Raw genomic sequence first — 13,367 nt, 5'->3', positions numbered from 1 at the left:
TCTTCATAGTTTCTTATTTCACTTCATAAATCTTCGATAGATCTTCAAACATTGTAACTGGAATTGCTTTTGCTTCTTTTAATCCATCAAACTTTTTATCTACTGCAATAACTGCTTTCGGATATGCGATTGGAAGATAAGGTAAGTCTTCTCTCGCTGTATCTTGGATTTTATGGTATAGCTCTGCGCGTTTCGTTTTATCTGTTTCAACTGCAGCTTCTTCCCATAACTTATCGAAGTCAGCATTTTTATAACGTGCATAATTGTATTCCGCATTGCTTAAGAATAAGCTCTTATATGAATCTGGCTCTGGTCCCATTATGTAACCACCAAATGTAATGTCATATTCTTTATTCTCTTTATCCAAGCCTTTTTCACTTGCTGCACTAGCATCTAATGCATTTAGTTCAACTTGTAAGCCAACTTCTTGTAATTTTTGCTGTGTATAAAGTGCTAGACTTTCCATAATTTTATTATTCGTTACATACATAACGCGTATTTTTTCTTTATCTTTTACACCAGCTTTTGCTAATAAATCTTTCGCTTCTTTTTGATCATACTTATACTCTTTAATATCTTTCGCATAATACATAGCGTCTGGCGTTAAGATTGAATTTGCCGGTTCTGCAAATTGACTAGAAACGAACGCTGAGTTAATCATTTCTTTCTTATCTAATGCATGCGCAATTGCTTGGCGCACTTCTTTTTTCTTCATAAGGTCTGTATTAAAGTTATAAGCTAAGTAGAATAATCTACCTTCAGGGAATGTCACCATTGAGAAGTTCCCCGTGCTATCTAATTTCTTAAAGTCTTGCGGTTCGATCATCTTCATATTGATTTGACCATTTTGTAATGAAACGTTTGCCGTATTACGGTCTTTTACAACGCGGTACACGACAGAATCTAATTTCGCTTTACCAGCAAAATAATCATCAAATCGCTCTAGCGCAACATATTCATCTGATTTAAACTCTTTTAATTTAAATGGACCTGATCCTACAGGTTGTAGGTTTTTCTTACTCTTCACTAAATCCGCTTCACCTTCAAATACATGTTTCGGAATTGGGAAGAAATCGTTCATAACCCCTTCGAAAGATGCACTTACTTGTGGTAATACAAATTGAGTCGTTAGCTCATCCACTTTTTTCACCTCAAGCGGCTTTCCTTTAAAAATAAAGTTTTCACGGCTTGAACTATTTTGCTTCTCATCTAGAATAGATTTGAATGTAAATACAATATCATCTGATGTAATTTTCTTACCATCATGCCATTTCAAATTATCCTTTAGTTTTAAAGTCCATGTTAATTGATCCTCTGAAGGCGTAAAGCTCTCAGCAAGAACAAACTTTTTCTTACCGTCTTCCATATGATACAGCGGTGCATATAAAGCTTGCTGTATCGTTAATGACACTCGATCATTCGCATAAAGCGGGTTCATCGTATCTGGATTATCACTAACACCAACTGTTAACGTTCCTCCATCTTTCGGAGTCCCTGATTTACTAGTTCCTGCTTGCTTCGAAGAATCTTTCTCCCCTGAGCAAGCCGCTAATGCAATAAGTAATAGTAGGACAAATGGTAATGCAAACAACTTCTTCTTCATATTTCGACCCCTCTCGACTTTTTACACCTATAAGAAAACTCGGAATTAATACCGAGTTTTCTTATAGGTTTTAAATTACCACTACCCGTATGTATTGTCAAACTTTTTCGCAAAGATAGACAGTTTGAAATCTATTAATGAATTCTTGCGATAAAGTGAAACTTTAATCAGTGGGGGTTTGTCCATCCCCCACTGATTATTAGCCTTCACCAATCGGGCTTTTACGGGCAGTTGATCTCCCACCTAACTCCTCCGCATTCGCCGAATTTTGAGGTGGGAGTCTTACTGCCCGTTAATGCGGGATAAAATATATTTATGCGGATGATAAAATAAAAAGACCACGAATAGATGGCCTCGTAAAATGCGTTGAAAAACTAGCAGCCTATAGGAAATTCCTCTGAAATGGTTGTTATATATAATTGAAAATGTAGAATGAGATTAAAGATAAAAAAACATTTTTAGGAGGTTATCATGACATTTGATGAATTGAAAAAAAACAAACCAACAACCCCATGGGTTGAGCATGATGAAGATGGGGAGTTTTTCACTGAAGAAAATATAAGTGCAACAAATAAAGTTCTCGACACTTACATTAACAATTTAGAGCTATTGGGTGAGAATCCAACCGAAGTCGAAATAATGCAAGTCGTTAAAGAGGTAGTTATTAAAATAAACGAATTAAATATCGAACATGACTATTTTATCGAAACAATGGAAAGAGAAGATCTCTATGAATTTATCGATACAGCAGCACGAATAGCTGGCTTAGAATCCGAAGAAGATATAACTGAAGAATGGCGGGAATGGTAAAAAGATCTGCATACTTAGTGCCTAAATTTACTCCTTCATAAAACTTTGTCCCTTATTCTCCAATTAGAAAATAAGGGACAAACAAAAACAACTCCATTAGAATCAAATACTGATATTTTTCTAAGTTCTTCTTCTCTAACTAAAATCAATCTATTTTCCAAACTCATTTCTCTAATCAATTACCAAGGTGTTTTGAACATAAATATCTTATATTCTTTAAGTTGTGTATCTTTAAAGTATTAAATAAACAGAAAAATAGCCGACTCTTTGTATAAAAGTCGGCTGCTTTCTTATCATTCAAGCTCTCCCTTGCGAAGGAGTTCAACAACTACTTGTGAATGCCCTTTAACACTAGCTTTTGCATTACATTTGAGATGCAAAAGCGTATTATAAACAAAAAACACCACAATCTCAACACACTTTCATATACAAAAATATTTGAATCGCCAAACAGAGTAACTTATCCCCCACAACAAAAAGACCACCAAAAGGCAGTCCTTCAAAACTCAATCCTATTCCCCACTCCACACTCCACCGCTTTTTCATACAAATACTTCGCAACGATAATATCCACTACCGCCAAACCAACTGATTTAAAAACAGTAATCTCTTCATCGTTCTCTCTACCAGCTTTTTCTCCGCTAATGATTTGACCAAGTTCGGCGTGGATGTCGCTCGCTTCAAATAAGCCTTCTTTTATAGGAACTTGAAGGTCACCCGTTTCTTCTAGTGCTGCCTCTTTTGATTCGACTACTACTTTGTTTGCGTTCGCGATGGCGTGGGATGGTAGTTCTTGCATGCTCGGTCTAAATGAACCGACGGCGTTTATGTGGACGCCTTTTTGTAGTTTTTCTGAGAAGACTGGTGTGGATGCATTCGTTGTTGTGACGATGATGTCTGCTTCGCTTATTGCTTCATTTGGATTTGTGTAAACGTAAGCCGGTTTGCTGAATTTTTCTTGTATATATTGCGCAAATGCATACGCTTTTTCTTCTGTTCGGTTGTATAGGATGATTTTTTCAATATCCCTAACGGCGAGTACAGCTTCTGCAATTCCTTTCGCTTGTTCACCGGTACCGATAATGCATAAGGTTTTTGCGTTATGACGAGCTAAATGTTTTGTCGCTACTCCTGATAAGGCGCCTGTTCGAATCATCGTTAAGTACGATCCTTCTAAAAGTGCGAGTGGTTCTCCCGTTTGAAAGTCTGATAGCATAACGATCCCGTTTATCGTTTTCTTTCCTATCTTTTTATTGTGAGGAGCTACCGTTACTACTTTTAAACCGAGTGCTTCAAGTCCTTCCGCTACCGAAGGCATAATTAACGCAGTATTTTGCCCGTTCGCAAATGGTAATGAGCCGCGAATTGGTGTGATCGTTCTTTCTGCTGAAAATTCTTTTAAAGCAAGCGCCGCGTATTCAATGACTTCGTTCATATTTACTAAGTTTCTTTGTTCGTTCGCGCTTATGACTAGCATATCTTTCCACCTCCTCCTCTTATCCTAACAAAAATCCTCCATTCAAATCATCCCTCGGATCTACAACAAACTGATGGAACCCTGTAATAAATGCATTTCCCGTTACTTTCGGAACGACAGCTTCATATGTATCTACCGCTGTTACGGATAATACTTCTCCCTCAAATTGGCCGTCAGTAATGCATTCGTGGATGAAAATCTCTCCCTTTTGTAAGGCATCTTTTTCAAAAAGAGTTGCGATTCTTGCGGAAGTTCCTGTGCCGCAAGGGGAACGGTCTACTTGTCCGTCAGCGAAGATCGTTACATTTCGTAAGCTAGCGTCTTTTCCTTTCGGTTCATCTGAGAAAATAACGCCGTATATTCCTTTTAAATCTTCTTCAAGTGGATGTTTTACTTCCATTTGACTCTCAATGTAGTGCTTAATTTTACCTCCCCACGTTTGAATCGCAGCTAAATCTTTGAAATCAACTTTCAAACCAAATTCTTTACTATCTACAACTGCGTAGAACGCTCCGCCAAATGCGATATCTACTTGGAATTCATAGTCATCTATTTGGATAGGAACGTCTTTCTTATATACGAACGAAGGAACGTTTTCAAACGATACGGACTCTACTTCGCTCCCGTTAAATTTTGCGTACGCAATAACTTCCCCGGCAGGGCTATCAATAATGAATTTTTGTTTTTCCCCTATCACTTCAAACATACCAGTTTCAATTCCTACTGTAATAACAGCGATAATTCCGTGACCACACATCGTACTCCAGCCTTCATTGTGCATAAATAACACGCCAAAATCAGCATGAGCACTCGCAGGCGGAGTAATGAGACAACCGTACATGCCGTGATGTCCTCTCGGTTCATACATAAGAACCTCCCGAAGATGATCCAAATGTTCCATGCAATATGCGCGTCTTTCTAGCTGCGTTTCTCCTTTTATTTCTGGCACTCCGCCCGTAATAATTCGAAGCGGTTCCCCAGCTACGTGTGCATCAATTGTCGTGTACACTTTACTAACCTTCATTTCTATCTCTCCCCTATATGTTGATACTCTTTTTATTGCAAGTATCATGCCAACGCATAGAGTATAAAGTGAAACTTTAATCAGTGGGGGGGCTTCATCCCCCACTGATTATTAGCCCACACCAATCGGGCTTTTACGGGCAGCCCGACCCACAAATAGCGGGATAAATCTGTATACATTTTTTAAAAAAGCATACACTACTGTCTACTTTTTTATACAGTAGACAGTTGGCGACCATTAAGCTACAACCAACCCCACACTCCGCAAAAATATATCAGCGATTATCTAATTATATCGACCGCAACTCCGAATATATCGGCGATTCGACACAACTTATCGACTTACCGACAAATTCCGCATTCTCACACCGGTTAACCTACAACCAATCCCACAACCGGTCCACCCGAGAACACCCGGGCATCCAAACCTAAAAAAATCCCCCAAAAACCTCGGGGGGACCCATCAAACCCTAACCGCCACCACATCCGGCACTTGCTTGGCAATCTCCTCACCAATCTTTATACTAGCCGTTGCAGCCGGAGACGGTGCGTTGCAAATATGCAGGGAATTGATGCCAGGGATAATGCAGAAGTCATCAACCATATTTCCGTTTGATAAAATGGCTTGTGCTCTTACACCTGCATGTGTTGGCACGATATCTTTCTCTGTAAGTTCTGGTATTAAGCGCTGTAAGCTTTTTAGGAATGATTGTTTACTAAATGAGCGCACCATTTCTTTTATGCCTTCTTTCATATTTGGCATCGCCATTTTCCAAAAGCCTGTGTATGTCATTGTTTCCATGAAGTCTTTTATATCAAAGTCTGTTTTCGTATAGCCTTCTCGCTTAAAGCTTAATACTGCATTTGGTCCTGCATGTACGTCTCCGTTTATCATTCTTGTGAAATGAACACCTAGAAATGGGAATTCTGGATTTGGAACTGGATAGATTAAATGTTTTACGAGATGGCGTTTTTCTGGGACAAGTTCGTAATATTCACCACGAAACGGAACAATTTTCATATCCGTTAATATGCCTGTCTTTTTCGCAATACGGTCACTATGTAAGCCGGCGCAATTAATGAGAAATTTCGTTTTAAATACACCTTGATTCGTTTCAATTGTTACAGCGTCTTTCTTCTCAGTAATACGCTCCGCCGCTGTTCCTAAATGTACTTCTCCCCCACTTTCCTGAATTAAGCGAGCAAATGCATAACTTACGCCTTTATAATCAGCAATTCCGCAAGAAGGAACACGGATTGCCCCAAGTCCCTTTACATGAGGTTCAATTTCAGCTAATTCTTCCTTACCTATTTTTGAAATATGTAAATCGTTTTGTAAGCCTCTTTCATATAAGTTATGTAAAAGAGGAAGTTCGTCCTTTTCTGTAGCGACAATTACTTTCCCGCACATGTCATAAGCGATGTCATTTTCTTTACAAAATTGAACCATAGCTGCGTTTCCTTCTTTAGCAAACTTTGCTTTATAACTCCCTGGTTTATAGTAAATCCCAGAGTGAATTACTCCGCTATTATGTCCAGTTTGATGATGTGCAAGTTCCTTTTCTTTTTCAATGATCGCGATTTTCGCACGAGGGAATTTTTTCGTTAAAGCCATCCCAGTTGATAGACCAACAATTCCTCCGCCAATAATTATAAAGTCATACATCCTACTTCCCCCCTTAATAGTATAAAAGGCAGGTCTCCTTGAAAGACCCGCCGTACATATTATTTAGAAAAACAACCACGTTGACGCATTAGTTCTCTATATAAATCTTTATTTTTTTCAAATGCAGCTCTTCCGTGCATCCAAAATAAGTTGTTTAAAAGAACTAGGTCACCAATTGGTAATTTCAATGCATGTGTTGCTGGTGAGTTTTCAACAGAATATGATAAGTCTTTCAGATAGTTTGCTTGTTCAATATTATCTGGATAGGCAAACTGATCAATAAAACAAATACATGGTGCGTTATTCACATCAAAAAATGTTTCACGATAGACGATTTCTTGCGCATTTTTACTTGGTGGTGCTTTATACGTAACCTTAACAGATGCGAGCGAATGATTTCTAAATTTCTGAAGGTCTTCCCAATCATCTAAATGTAGTAAACGAGATTCTCCACCTACTGCATTTTGCTCTTCAATTTTCATCATAAGAAGCCAATCTGTCGGCTCATCAACGAATGTACCGTCTGTATGCAGTGTAAACAATCGGTACGCTTGACGAAGGTAAGAATCACTACTATCCGTATCTTTCACATTAAATCTAGCATAATACGTTCCTGTCATTGCATCAAAGTTTGGCTCCCCGATTAAATGTGTTAATGCTGTTGCAAATTTCACATAGTCTGCTGGATCTGCCGTTTCACCTTGCACCCCAATCGTAAATCCGCCCGTTTCACGGTCATGAATAATGCCGCGAATGTTATCCATAAATGATTGCCCAAAAATCTTTCTCATTCCATCCGCAAGATTAAATCGAGAATAAGGAATATATTGCAGTGACTGCTCTGAATGCTCTTTTACCTCTTCAAAAAACTGCTTAAGCAATTGCTGGTTTAGCGTAATATGATATAAACGTTTATGCTCTGGATGAGGAACAATCTCATACCCCTCATATTTCTTTGCAAATTTCATCTTTGCATTTTGTTCTGTAATAATCGACATTTCAATTCCTCCCTAATTTAAATATGAAGAACTTATTGACGTTTTTTACAGACAGTTATCCTTATCTTCTTATGCTGAGATTCGGTCTTACTGCCCTAACATCGAAAAAGCCAGTCATACGTATCCACGACATAAAATCGTAGAAACGTACAACTGGCTCATAATTACGAGTGTTCTTTAATCTCTTAAAGTACAATAATAATAGACAGTTTGTATGAAAATATTTGTAAAACAGGAAAGCAAGATCGAATATAGAGAAGGCTAATTTCTCGTATGGATCTTATTAATTAAATAATAATTCAAAATATTCTAACTGTCAATTCGTTTTTTATTATTTTCTCTACATACTTTATACATTTTAAAAATCCCCTTACTTTCTACGCACCCTCTTTTTTTCATCTCTTGTTTTACAACTTACACTTCATTTAACTTTTTCATAGTTCTTGCCTCCTCAATAAAATAAGCCAGTCGTATCTCTTTAAAAGAAACACAACTAGCTCTCGTTTATGGTTGTAAACTAGATAGTTTTTATGGTGTTGTTTCCTCGCACTCTCCCCTGGGCTGTTCATCATTTAAATAACTTACATATTGGCGATGTAAATCTTTCACCGCACTGACGATAGCATTTTGCGCTTTTCCTTGATAATGGTCCGTAATATCTTGAACGATTTCTTCAATACCATCTTGCAAACTATGCCCTCTCAACATTTGAGCGACGAAGTCTCTACCGTGCTCTGTCGCAAGCGTACATGACGCTTCAATAATAACGTGATATTTATGATCTGCCTCAATTGTAATTGTTAATGTTTCATACATACTGCGAACAGCCATCCCTTTCGGAAGTCTCGAATGTCCTGCCATAAAAAAAGTCCCTTTACGCATATTTCATCCTCCGTTACTATGTTAAGAGCCAGAAAAACAATGTACACATTTGCATTGAATTTTACTACCCTTATCCTTATAGCTCGTACTTCTGCTAAAGAAGCTCAAGTGGAAAGAAGTTACTCTTTTCATTTTCAAACATAAATCCGGACTTACAGCGAGGCTAATCACTGTCATCCGATAATAAGTTAATCATATTAAAAACAAACTGAATATTCAATATCAAATTCCGCAAATTTCATGAATAAAAAAAGAAAATTCTCTCGCCCCGGCACATATACTGTTCAAAAGAAAAAAGGAAGTGGTCTCATGTATTACGGAACAAAAGGCTGGTACGTAGCTGAGCTAAAAAAATTAGGTGTTCGCTATCATGAAGGACGAAAACTAGAAAGTTACCGCGCACACGTATTACGCAATTTATTAATCGCACAACAAGAGATAACGAAAGAAGAGTAATTTGATATCGGTTGATTCTCTGAATATATCAGCGATTCGACATAAAATATCGACTTATCAACAAATCCCGCCAAATCATCCCTCCATTCCACCAACCAATCACACATCAATACAAACCAAAAAAGGTCACCCAAACGGGTGACCTTTCTTTCTTATTCACAAACAAGAATTTGTCTAGTAAATGATCCTTTTCTTGTAATACAGCGATCTGTAATTTCAAATCCTGCTTCATGGATCATGTCGTCCATTGTTTCCATCGTGACAACGACTACCTTTTTTGCAATGCGGCGCGCACTTGAGAGAATGGAGAACTGGTCTTCTGGTGTTGCATGCGTAAATAAGTCGTAGGGCATATCGATAATTGCAACGTCGTAGTTCTCAGTAATTTCTTCAATTGGACCTTTTGTTACTGTTCCTTCAAACCCGAAATGTGCGATGTTTTTTCTCGTTCCAAGAACTACAAGTGGATTAATATCTCTACCAACGATGTTAATTCCCATAGAAAGTGCTTCTACTACTACTGTTCCAATGCCACAGCACGGGTCAATTGCTCGTACTCCATCTGGATTTGGCACAGCAATATTTGCAACTGATCTCGCAACACGTGTGCTAAGAGATGTCGAATAACTATGCGGTTTTTTTATGTGATGATACCAAACTGGCTCACTTTCTACATAGTGTCCGAAGTACCAGCGTCCTCCAAGAGGAACAATCCCGAATACACGCTCTGGATTACGAACATCCGCTTCTCCTTCAATATGCATGCCGAGGTCTCGTTCAATGAGACGTCTTTCCCCATATTCAATTTTATTTTCTTTGCCAAGATCATTGATTTTAACGAAGATAACTTTAAATGTCGCCCCCGCCAAATCAATTTGTTCCACTTGTTTTAGAATGCTTTCTAAGTCGTCTCCTTCGTACATAACCTCAACGCGCTCTTTAATAAAAGCACTTCTACTCGGGTCAATTTTGACATCACTTTTCAAAATATTAACGTGAGACTCCATTCCAAAGAACGAGCGCATTTCCAAGTAACATAAAGCACGCTCCTCTTCGCGAAATGCATACGTATATATACATGCAGGTGTTTTACTATGATTACTCAATCTATTATCATCCTTTATCGTTTAAAATTGTTATGATCACAATTACTCGAATACCTTTTTTACGTAAAATTAAATGATATCATATGCTCGAAATAAAGAGAAACCTTTATAATTCATTTAATAAATAAAAGAGACTGCATCTCAGCAATCTCTTCTATCATTCTCTCTATTTATTAACGGTACGAAGATACGTCATTACCCATTGCTTCGTAGTAATCTAAAATACCTTGATAAATAGCTTCTGCTGCACTTTGTCTCTGTTCTGGTGTAGCAATTTTATCTGCATCGTTTTTATTATCTACAAATGCTAATTCTGCTAATACAGCTGGCATCGTGTTTTCTCTAATTACATATAAATCGCCTTTCTTCACACCGCGATCTTTTGTTCCAAGTGCATCTACAAGACGCTCTTGAATTTTCTCTGCTAATAAACGACTTTCTGATACATTCGGGTTTGTCCCTCTTGCTGTCGCTGATTCATAGTAGAATGTTTCTGTACCTTGTCCATTTTTACTTTCCGTACCATTACCATGGATACTTACAAAGATATCCCCATTATTTTTTTGAGCAAATTCTACACGTTTCTTTAAAGAATCAGAAGCACTTGTTCCTGGACGTGTATCATCTGTACGAGTGAATAACACAGTAAACGGTGTCTTTTTCTCAAATATTTTCTGTAATCGTAATGATACATCTAATACGGTTTGACTTTCTTTCTCATAATAACCAGGATTCCCTGAGTCAATTCCCCCATGACCTGGATCAATAATAATCGCTTTACCTTCTAGGAAGTTACCTTGCTTCACTGGGTTTAATTGATTTTTATCCACCCATTGGAAGCCAGCTCCCATACGGATACGAATCCAGCTATCTTTCTCTTCAATAACAGTTACTTGTTGTGCTTTATGTGTGCCTGCCACTGTAGACGTATGTGAAGCTTCTTGATATGTAGTGAATTCTTGATTAATAGACTCTGTTTTTTCTTGTAATGGTGTCCACTTCTCACCTTTACTTGTTACAACCTTCAACCAACCGTCCGCTCTTTGCTCTTTCACTTCAAGCATTTGTGGCTTATGTTGAGTGTCAGTAATACCAGATGATAACGATGCTTGATGATATGTAATAAAGTTTCTATTCATATACATTCTTTTCGATGTATTTGTTTTATTTTTATCTGCCATCGCGATGAACTGAGCTGCTTCAGCACGACTTACAGTACCGTCAGGATTCCAGCCATTTCCTGTACCCATTGAAATCTCTAAAGCTACTAAAATATTAGCTTGTTTCTTACCCCAATGAGGTTCCAAATCTTTAAACTGCGTTGGAAGTTCTCCAATAATTTTCTTATCTAATGAATATGCTTGTACAAGCATAGATGCCATTGATGCACGGTTAATTTGGCTTGATGGATTGAATTTCCCAGTACCATCTCCATTAATTACACCCGCTTTTTCTACCGCGGCAATATATGGTGCTGCCCAATGGTTTTGCGAATCTTTAAAAGATGGTTTCGCTTTTGGATCAATTGGTAAGCCAAGAACTGCTGCTAATATTTTTGCAGCTGATCCTTTATCTACTGCTTCAGATGGAGAAAACGTTCCGTCTGGTTTTCCATCAAGCGCTTTTTTCCCTACTAAATAGTCAACCGATTCCTGCGCCCATGTAGGAACATCCGAAAACTTCTTCCCTGCTGCGAAACTACTAACTGGAGACGATAATAAACTTGCGGCTAAAATACCAGCCGCGACTGCACGATACTTCATAAAAAATAATACTCCTCTCAAAAATCATTTACAATAACACGTAATCTTAATATACAAATTATAACAAATGCGAGCAAAAAAAAATTAGTGCTCCTCTATCATTCTATAATACTAGAATTCTGTAGTAAACCTACTTTCTTAATATTGTACAATAAAATACAATTAAAGTATTTTTTATGCACAAAAAAGTGGCTGATTCATAGAATCAACCACCCTCTCACTATTCTACTATCATTTCTGATAACGCATATGCATAAACAAGTGCTTCTGTATGTGCAATCGAGCTTTCATGCGTACGCTCAAATGCGTGAGAAGAATCAATACCAGCTCCAATTAATGCATGTTTCACATCAAATCCAGCGTGAATCGCAGCTGATGCGTCTGATCCGTAGTGGGGATAAATATCCACTTTATATTCAATAGCATTCGCTTTCGCCAATTCAACTAAATGCTTACGTAAAGCGTAATGGTATGGACCGCTAGAGTCTTTCGCACAAATGGATACTGTATATTCATCAGATGTTTGTCCATCACCTAACGCTCCCATATCAACTGCTAAATATTCTACCGTTTCTTCTGGAATATTTGAGTTTCCACCGTATCCAATTTCTTCATTATTAGAAATTAAGAAATGTGTTGTATATGGCAATGTTACCTTTTCATCTTGCAATCTTTTAATTAATTTTAATAGAATTGCTACACTTACTTTATCGTCTAAATGACGTGATTTTATGTATCCACTCTCTGTAATTTGAACGCGTGGATCAAATGAAACAAAGTCTCCTACTTCAATTCCTAACTCACGTACTGCATCTGCTGAAAAGACACGCTCATCAATACGCACTTCAATATTTTTCTCATCGCGCTTCGCTTCCCCTGCATCTTTGTACACATGGACAGAAGTTTGATGCATTAAAATTGTGCCTGTATATTTCTTACCGCTTGACGTTTCAATTTCGCAATATTCTCCTTCTACAGAGTTCCAGCGAAATCCACCAATCATAGATAGACGAAGACGACCGTCAGGCTTAATTTCTTTCACCATTGCCCCTAACGTATCAACGTGTGCAGTTAATAAACGATGCTGCTCATCATTCTTTCCTTTAACCGTTAAAATAAGAGCACCTTTATTATTACGCTTCGTCTCTACATTCCACTCACTTACATAGTTTTCAATAAAATTAATAATTTTCGCCGTGTTTCCAGATGGACTTGGAATAGAGACAAGCTCCTTAATAAGTTCCATCGTTTCTTTCGTATGATGTGCCATTGTCGTTTCCTCCTCATTCTCTCTACTATTTAGTATAGCGAAATTACGATAAAACCTCTACTCATATAGTTTAATTTTCTAAATTATAGTAAAATTTAGTTTAGTAAGTAAAAAGGAGATAACAAAAATGAATGTAACGAAAAAACATGTACATATTGCACTTATTTGGTTTTTATCATCATTACTATGTTTACAAGTTTCTTATGTCTTTCACACTACTACTTCTATTGCAATCGGCTGGACATTAACAGCTATCTTCTTAATCGTTAGCCTAATTGCAGGAAAAAAGCACAGTGCTACTGAGTAAGCTGTG

Annotated in this window: 12 protein-coding genes; 3 read left to right on the top strand and 9 right to left on the bottom strand. The window is 37.6% G+C overall.

All coding sequences use genetic code 11. The features are described from left to right. Positions 1–13: 13 nt before the first annotated feature. Positions 14–1,603, bottom strand: coding sequence for an ABC transporter substrate-binding protein (locus ABH957_RS25355; RefSeq protein WP_016101720.1), 1,590 nt, complete (start codon positions 1,601–1,603; stop codon positions 14–16). Between the two features lie 471 nt (positions 1,604–2,074). Between ABH957_RS25355 and ABH957_RS25350 the strand changes: the two genes are divergently transcribed. After that, on the top strand, positions 2,075–2,413 hold the full coding sequence (locus tag ABH957_RS25350) for a hypothetical protein (protein ID WP_404455584.1): 339 nt from the start codon (positions 2,075–2,077) through the stop codon (positions 2,411–2,413). A gap of 499 nt (positions 2,414–2,912) precedes the next feature. Here ABH957_RS25350 and ABH957_RS25345 read toward each other — a convergent pair whose 3' ends face one another. From ABH957_RS25345 to ABH957_RS25325, 5 genes are all read right to left on the bottom strand, one after another. Further along, a complete protein-coding gene (locus tag ABH957_RS25345; RefSeq protein ID WP_404455581.1) occupies positions 2,913–3,890 on the bottom strand; it encodes an ornithine cyclodeaminase family protein in 978 nt (325 codons plus the stop codon). 19 nt (positions 3,891–3,909) lie between these two features. After that, positions 3,910–4,962 (bottom strand): proline racemase family protein, encoded by a 1,053-nt coding sequence (locus ABH957_RS25340; RefSeq protein ID WP_404512468.1) that lies wholly within the window; start codon positions 4,960–4,962, stop codon positions 3,910–3,912. A 414-nt stretch (positions 4,963–5,376) separates the two neighbouring features. Next, on the bottom strand, positions 5,377–6,579 hold the full coding sequence (gene lhgO / locus ABH957_RS25335; protein ID WP_404512466.1) for an L-2-hydroxyglutarate oxidase: 1,203 nt from the start codon (positions 6,577–6,579) through the stop codon (positions 5,377–5,379). A gap of 59 nt (positions 6,580–6,638) precedes the next feature. Beyond that, positions 6,639–7,577 (bottom strand): glutarate dioxygenase GlaH, encoded by a 939-nt coding sequence (glaH, locus tag ABH957_RS25330; protein WP_242311129.1) that lies wholly within the window; start codon positions 7,575–7,577, stop codon positions 6,639–6,641. 528 nt (positions 7,578–8,105) lie between these two features. Beyond that, positions 8,106–8,459 carry a DUF3870 domain-containing protein gene (locus ABH957_RS25325; protein WP_105589600.1) on the bottom strand — a complete coding sequence of 118 codons (354 nt, stop codon included), beginning with the start codon at positions 8,457–8,459 and terminating at the stop codon, positions 8,106–8,108. A gap of 240 nt (positions 8,460–8,699) precedes the next feature. Between ABH957_RS25325 and ABH957_RS25320 the strand changes: the two genes are divergently transcribed. Next, complete coding sequence (locus ABH957_RS25320) at positions 8,700–8,915, top strand: YflJ family protein (protein ID WP_404455569.1); 216 nt, start codon at positions 8,700–8,702, stop codon at positions 8,913–8,915. 152 nt (positions 8,916–9,067) lie between these two features. Here the strand turns inward: ABH957_RS25320 and ABH957_RS25315 are convergent, their stop codons facing one another. From ABH957_RS25315 to ABH957_RS25305, 3 genes are all read right to left on the bottom strand, one after another. Further along, complete coding sequence (locus ABH957_RS25315) at positions 9,068–10,021, bottom strand: TRM11 family SAM-dependent methyltransferase (RefSeq protein ID WP_404512464.1); 954 nt, start codon at positions 10,019–10,021, stop codon at positions 9,068–9,070. Positions 10,022–10,194: 173 nt separating this feature from the next. Continuing rightward, the gene (locus ABH957_RS25310; protein WP_404455564.1) at positions 10,195–11,784 is read right to left on the bottom strand and encodes an N-acetylmuramoyl-L-alanine amidase; all 1,590 of its coding nucleotides are present in this window, start codon (positions 11,782–11,784) and stop codon (positions 10,195–10,197) included. A 220-nt stretch (positions 11,785–12,004) separates the two neighbouring features. Next, positions 12,005–13,054, bottom strand: coding sequence for a M42 family metallopeptidase (locus tag ABH957_RS25305; RefSeq protein ID WP_404455561.1), 1,050 nt, complete (start codon positions 13,052–13,054; stop codon positions 12,005–12,007). Between the two features lie 127 nt (positions 13,055–13,181). Between ABH957_RS25305 and ABH957_RS25300 the strand changes: the two genes are divergently transcribed. Then, positions 13,182–13,361, top strand: coding sequence for a hypothetical protein (locus ABH957_RS25300; protein WP_001103322.1), 180 nt, complete (start codon positions 13,182–13,184; stop codon positions 13,359–13,361). Positions 13,362–13,367: the final 6 nt, after the last annotated feature.

The organism is Bacillus sp. RC242, from assembly GCF_044908245.1.
Lineage (GTDB): Bacteria > Bacillota > Bacilli > Bacillales > Bacillaceae_G > Bacillus_A > Bacillus_A mycoides.
Note: the sequence above shows the minus strand (reverse complement) of the source record. Positions and strands in the feature narration are given on the sequence as shown.

What these genes read in the sequence shown, in the direction of transcription:
- ABH957_RS25340 (WP_404512468.1), bottom strand. Translation starts at nt 4,962, where the DNA reads ATGATACTTGCAATAAAAAGAGTATCAACATATAGGGGAGAGATAGAA.
- ABH957_RS25345 (WP_404455581.1), bottom strand. Translation starts at nt 3,890, where the DNA reads ATGCTAGTCATAAGCGCGAACGAACAAAGAAACTTAGTAAATATGAAC.
- ABH957_RS25300 (WP_001103322.1), top strand. Translation starts at nt 13,182, where the DNA reads ATGAATGTAACGAAAAAACATGTACATATTGCACTTATTTGGTTTTTA.
- ABH957_RS25310 (WP_404455564.1), bottom strand. Translation starts at nt 11,784, where the DNA reads ATGAAGTATCGTGCAGTCGCGGCTGGTATTTTAGCCGCAAGTTTATTA.
- ABH957_RS25355 (WP_016101720.1), bottom strand. Translation starts at nt 1,603, where the DNA reads ATGAAGAAGAAGTTGTTTGCATTACCATTTGTCCTACTATTACTTATT.
- ABH957_RS25320 (WP_404455569.1), top strand. Translation starts at nt 8,700, where the DNA reads ATGAATAAAAAAAGAAAATTCTCTCGCCCCGGCACATATACTGTTCAA.
- ABH957_RS25325 (WP_105589600.1), bottom strand. Translation starts at nt 8,459, where the DNA reads ATGCGTAAAGGGACTTTTTTTATGGCAGGACATTCGAGACTTCCGAAA.
- ABH957_RS25305 (WP_404455561.1), bottom strand. Translation starts at nt 13,054, where the DNA reads ATGGCACATCATACGAAAGAAACGATGGAACTTATTAAGGAGCTTGTC.
- ABH957_RS25350 (WP_404455584.1), top strand. Translation starts at nt 2,075, where the DNA reads ATGACATTTGATGAATTGAAAAAAAACAAACCAACAACCCCATGGGTT.
- lhgO (WP_404512466.1), bottom strand. Translation starts at nt 6,579, where the DNA reads ATGTATGACTTTATAATTATTGGCGGAGGAATTGTTGGTCTATCAACT.
- glaH (WP_242311129.1), bottom strand. Translation starts at nt 7,577, where the DNA reads ATGTCGATTATTACAGAACAAAATGCAAAGATGAAATTTGCAAAGAAA.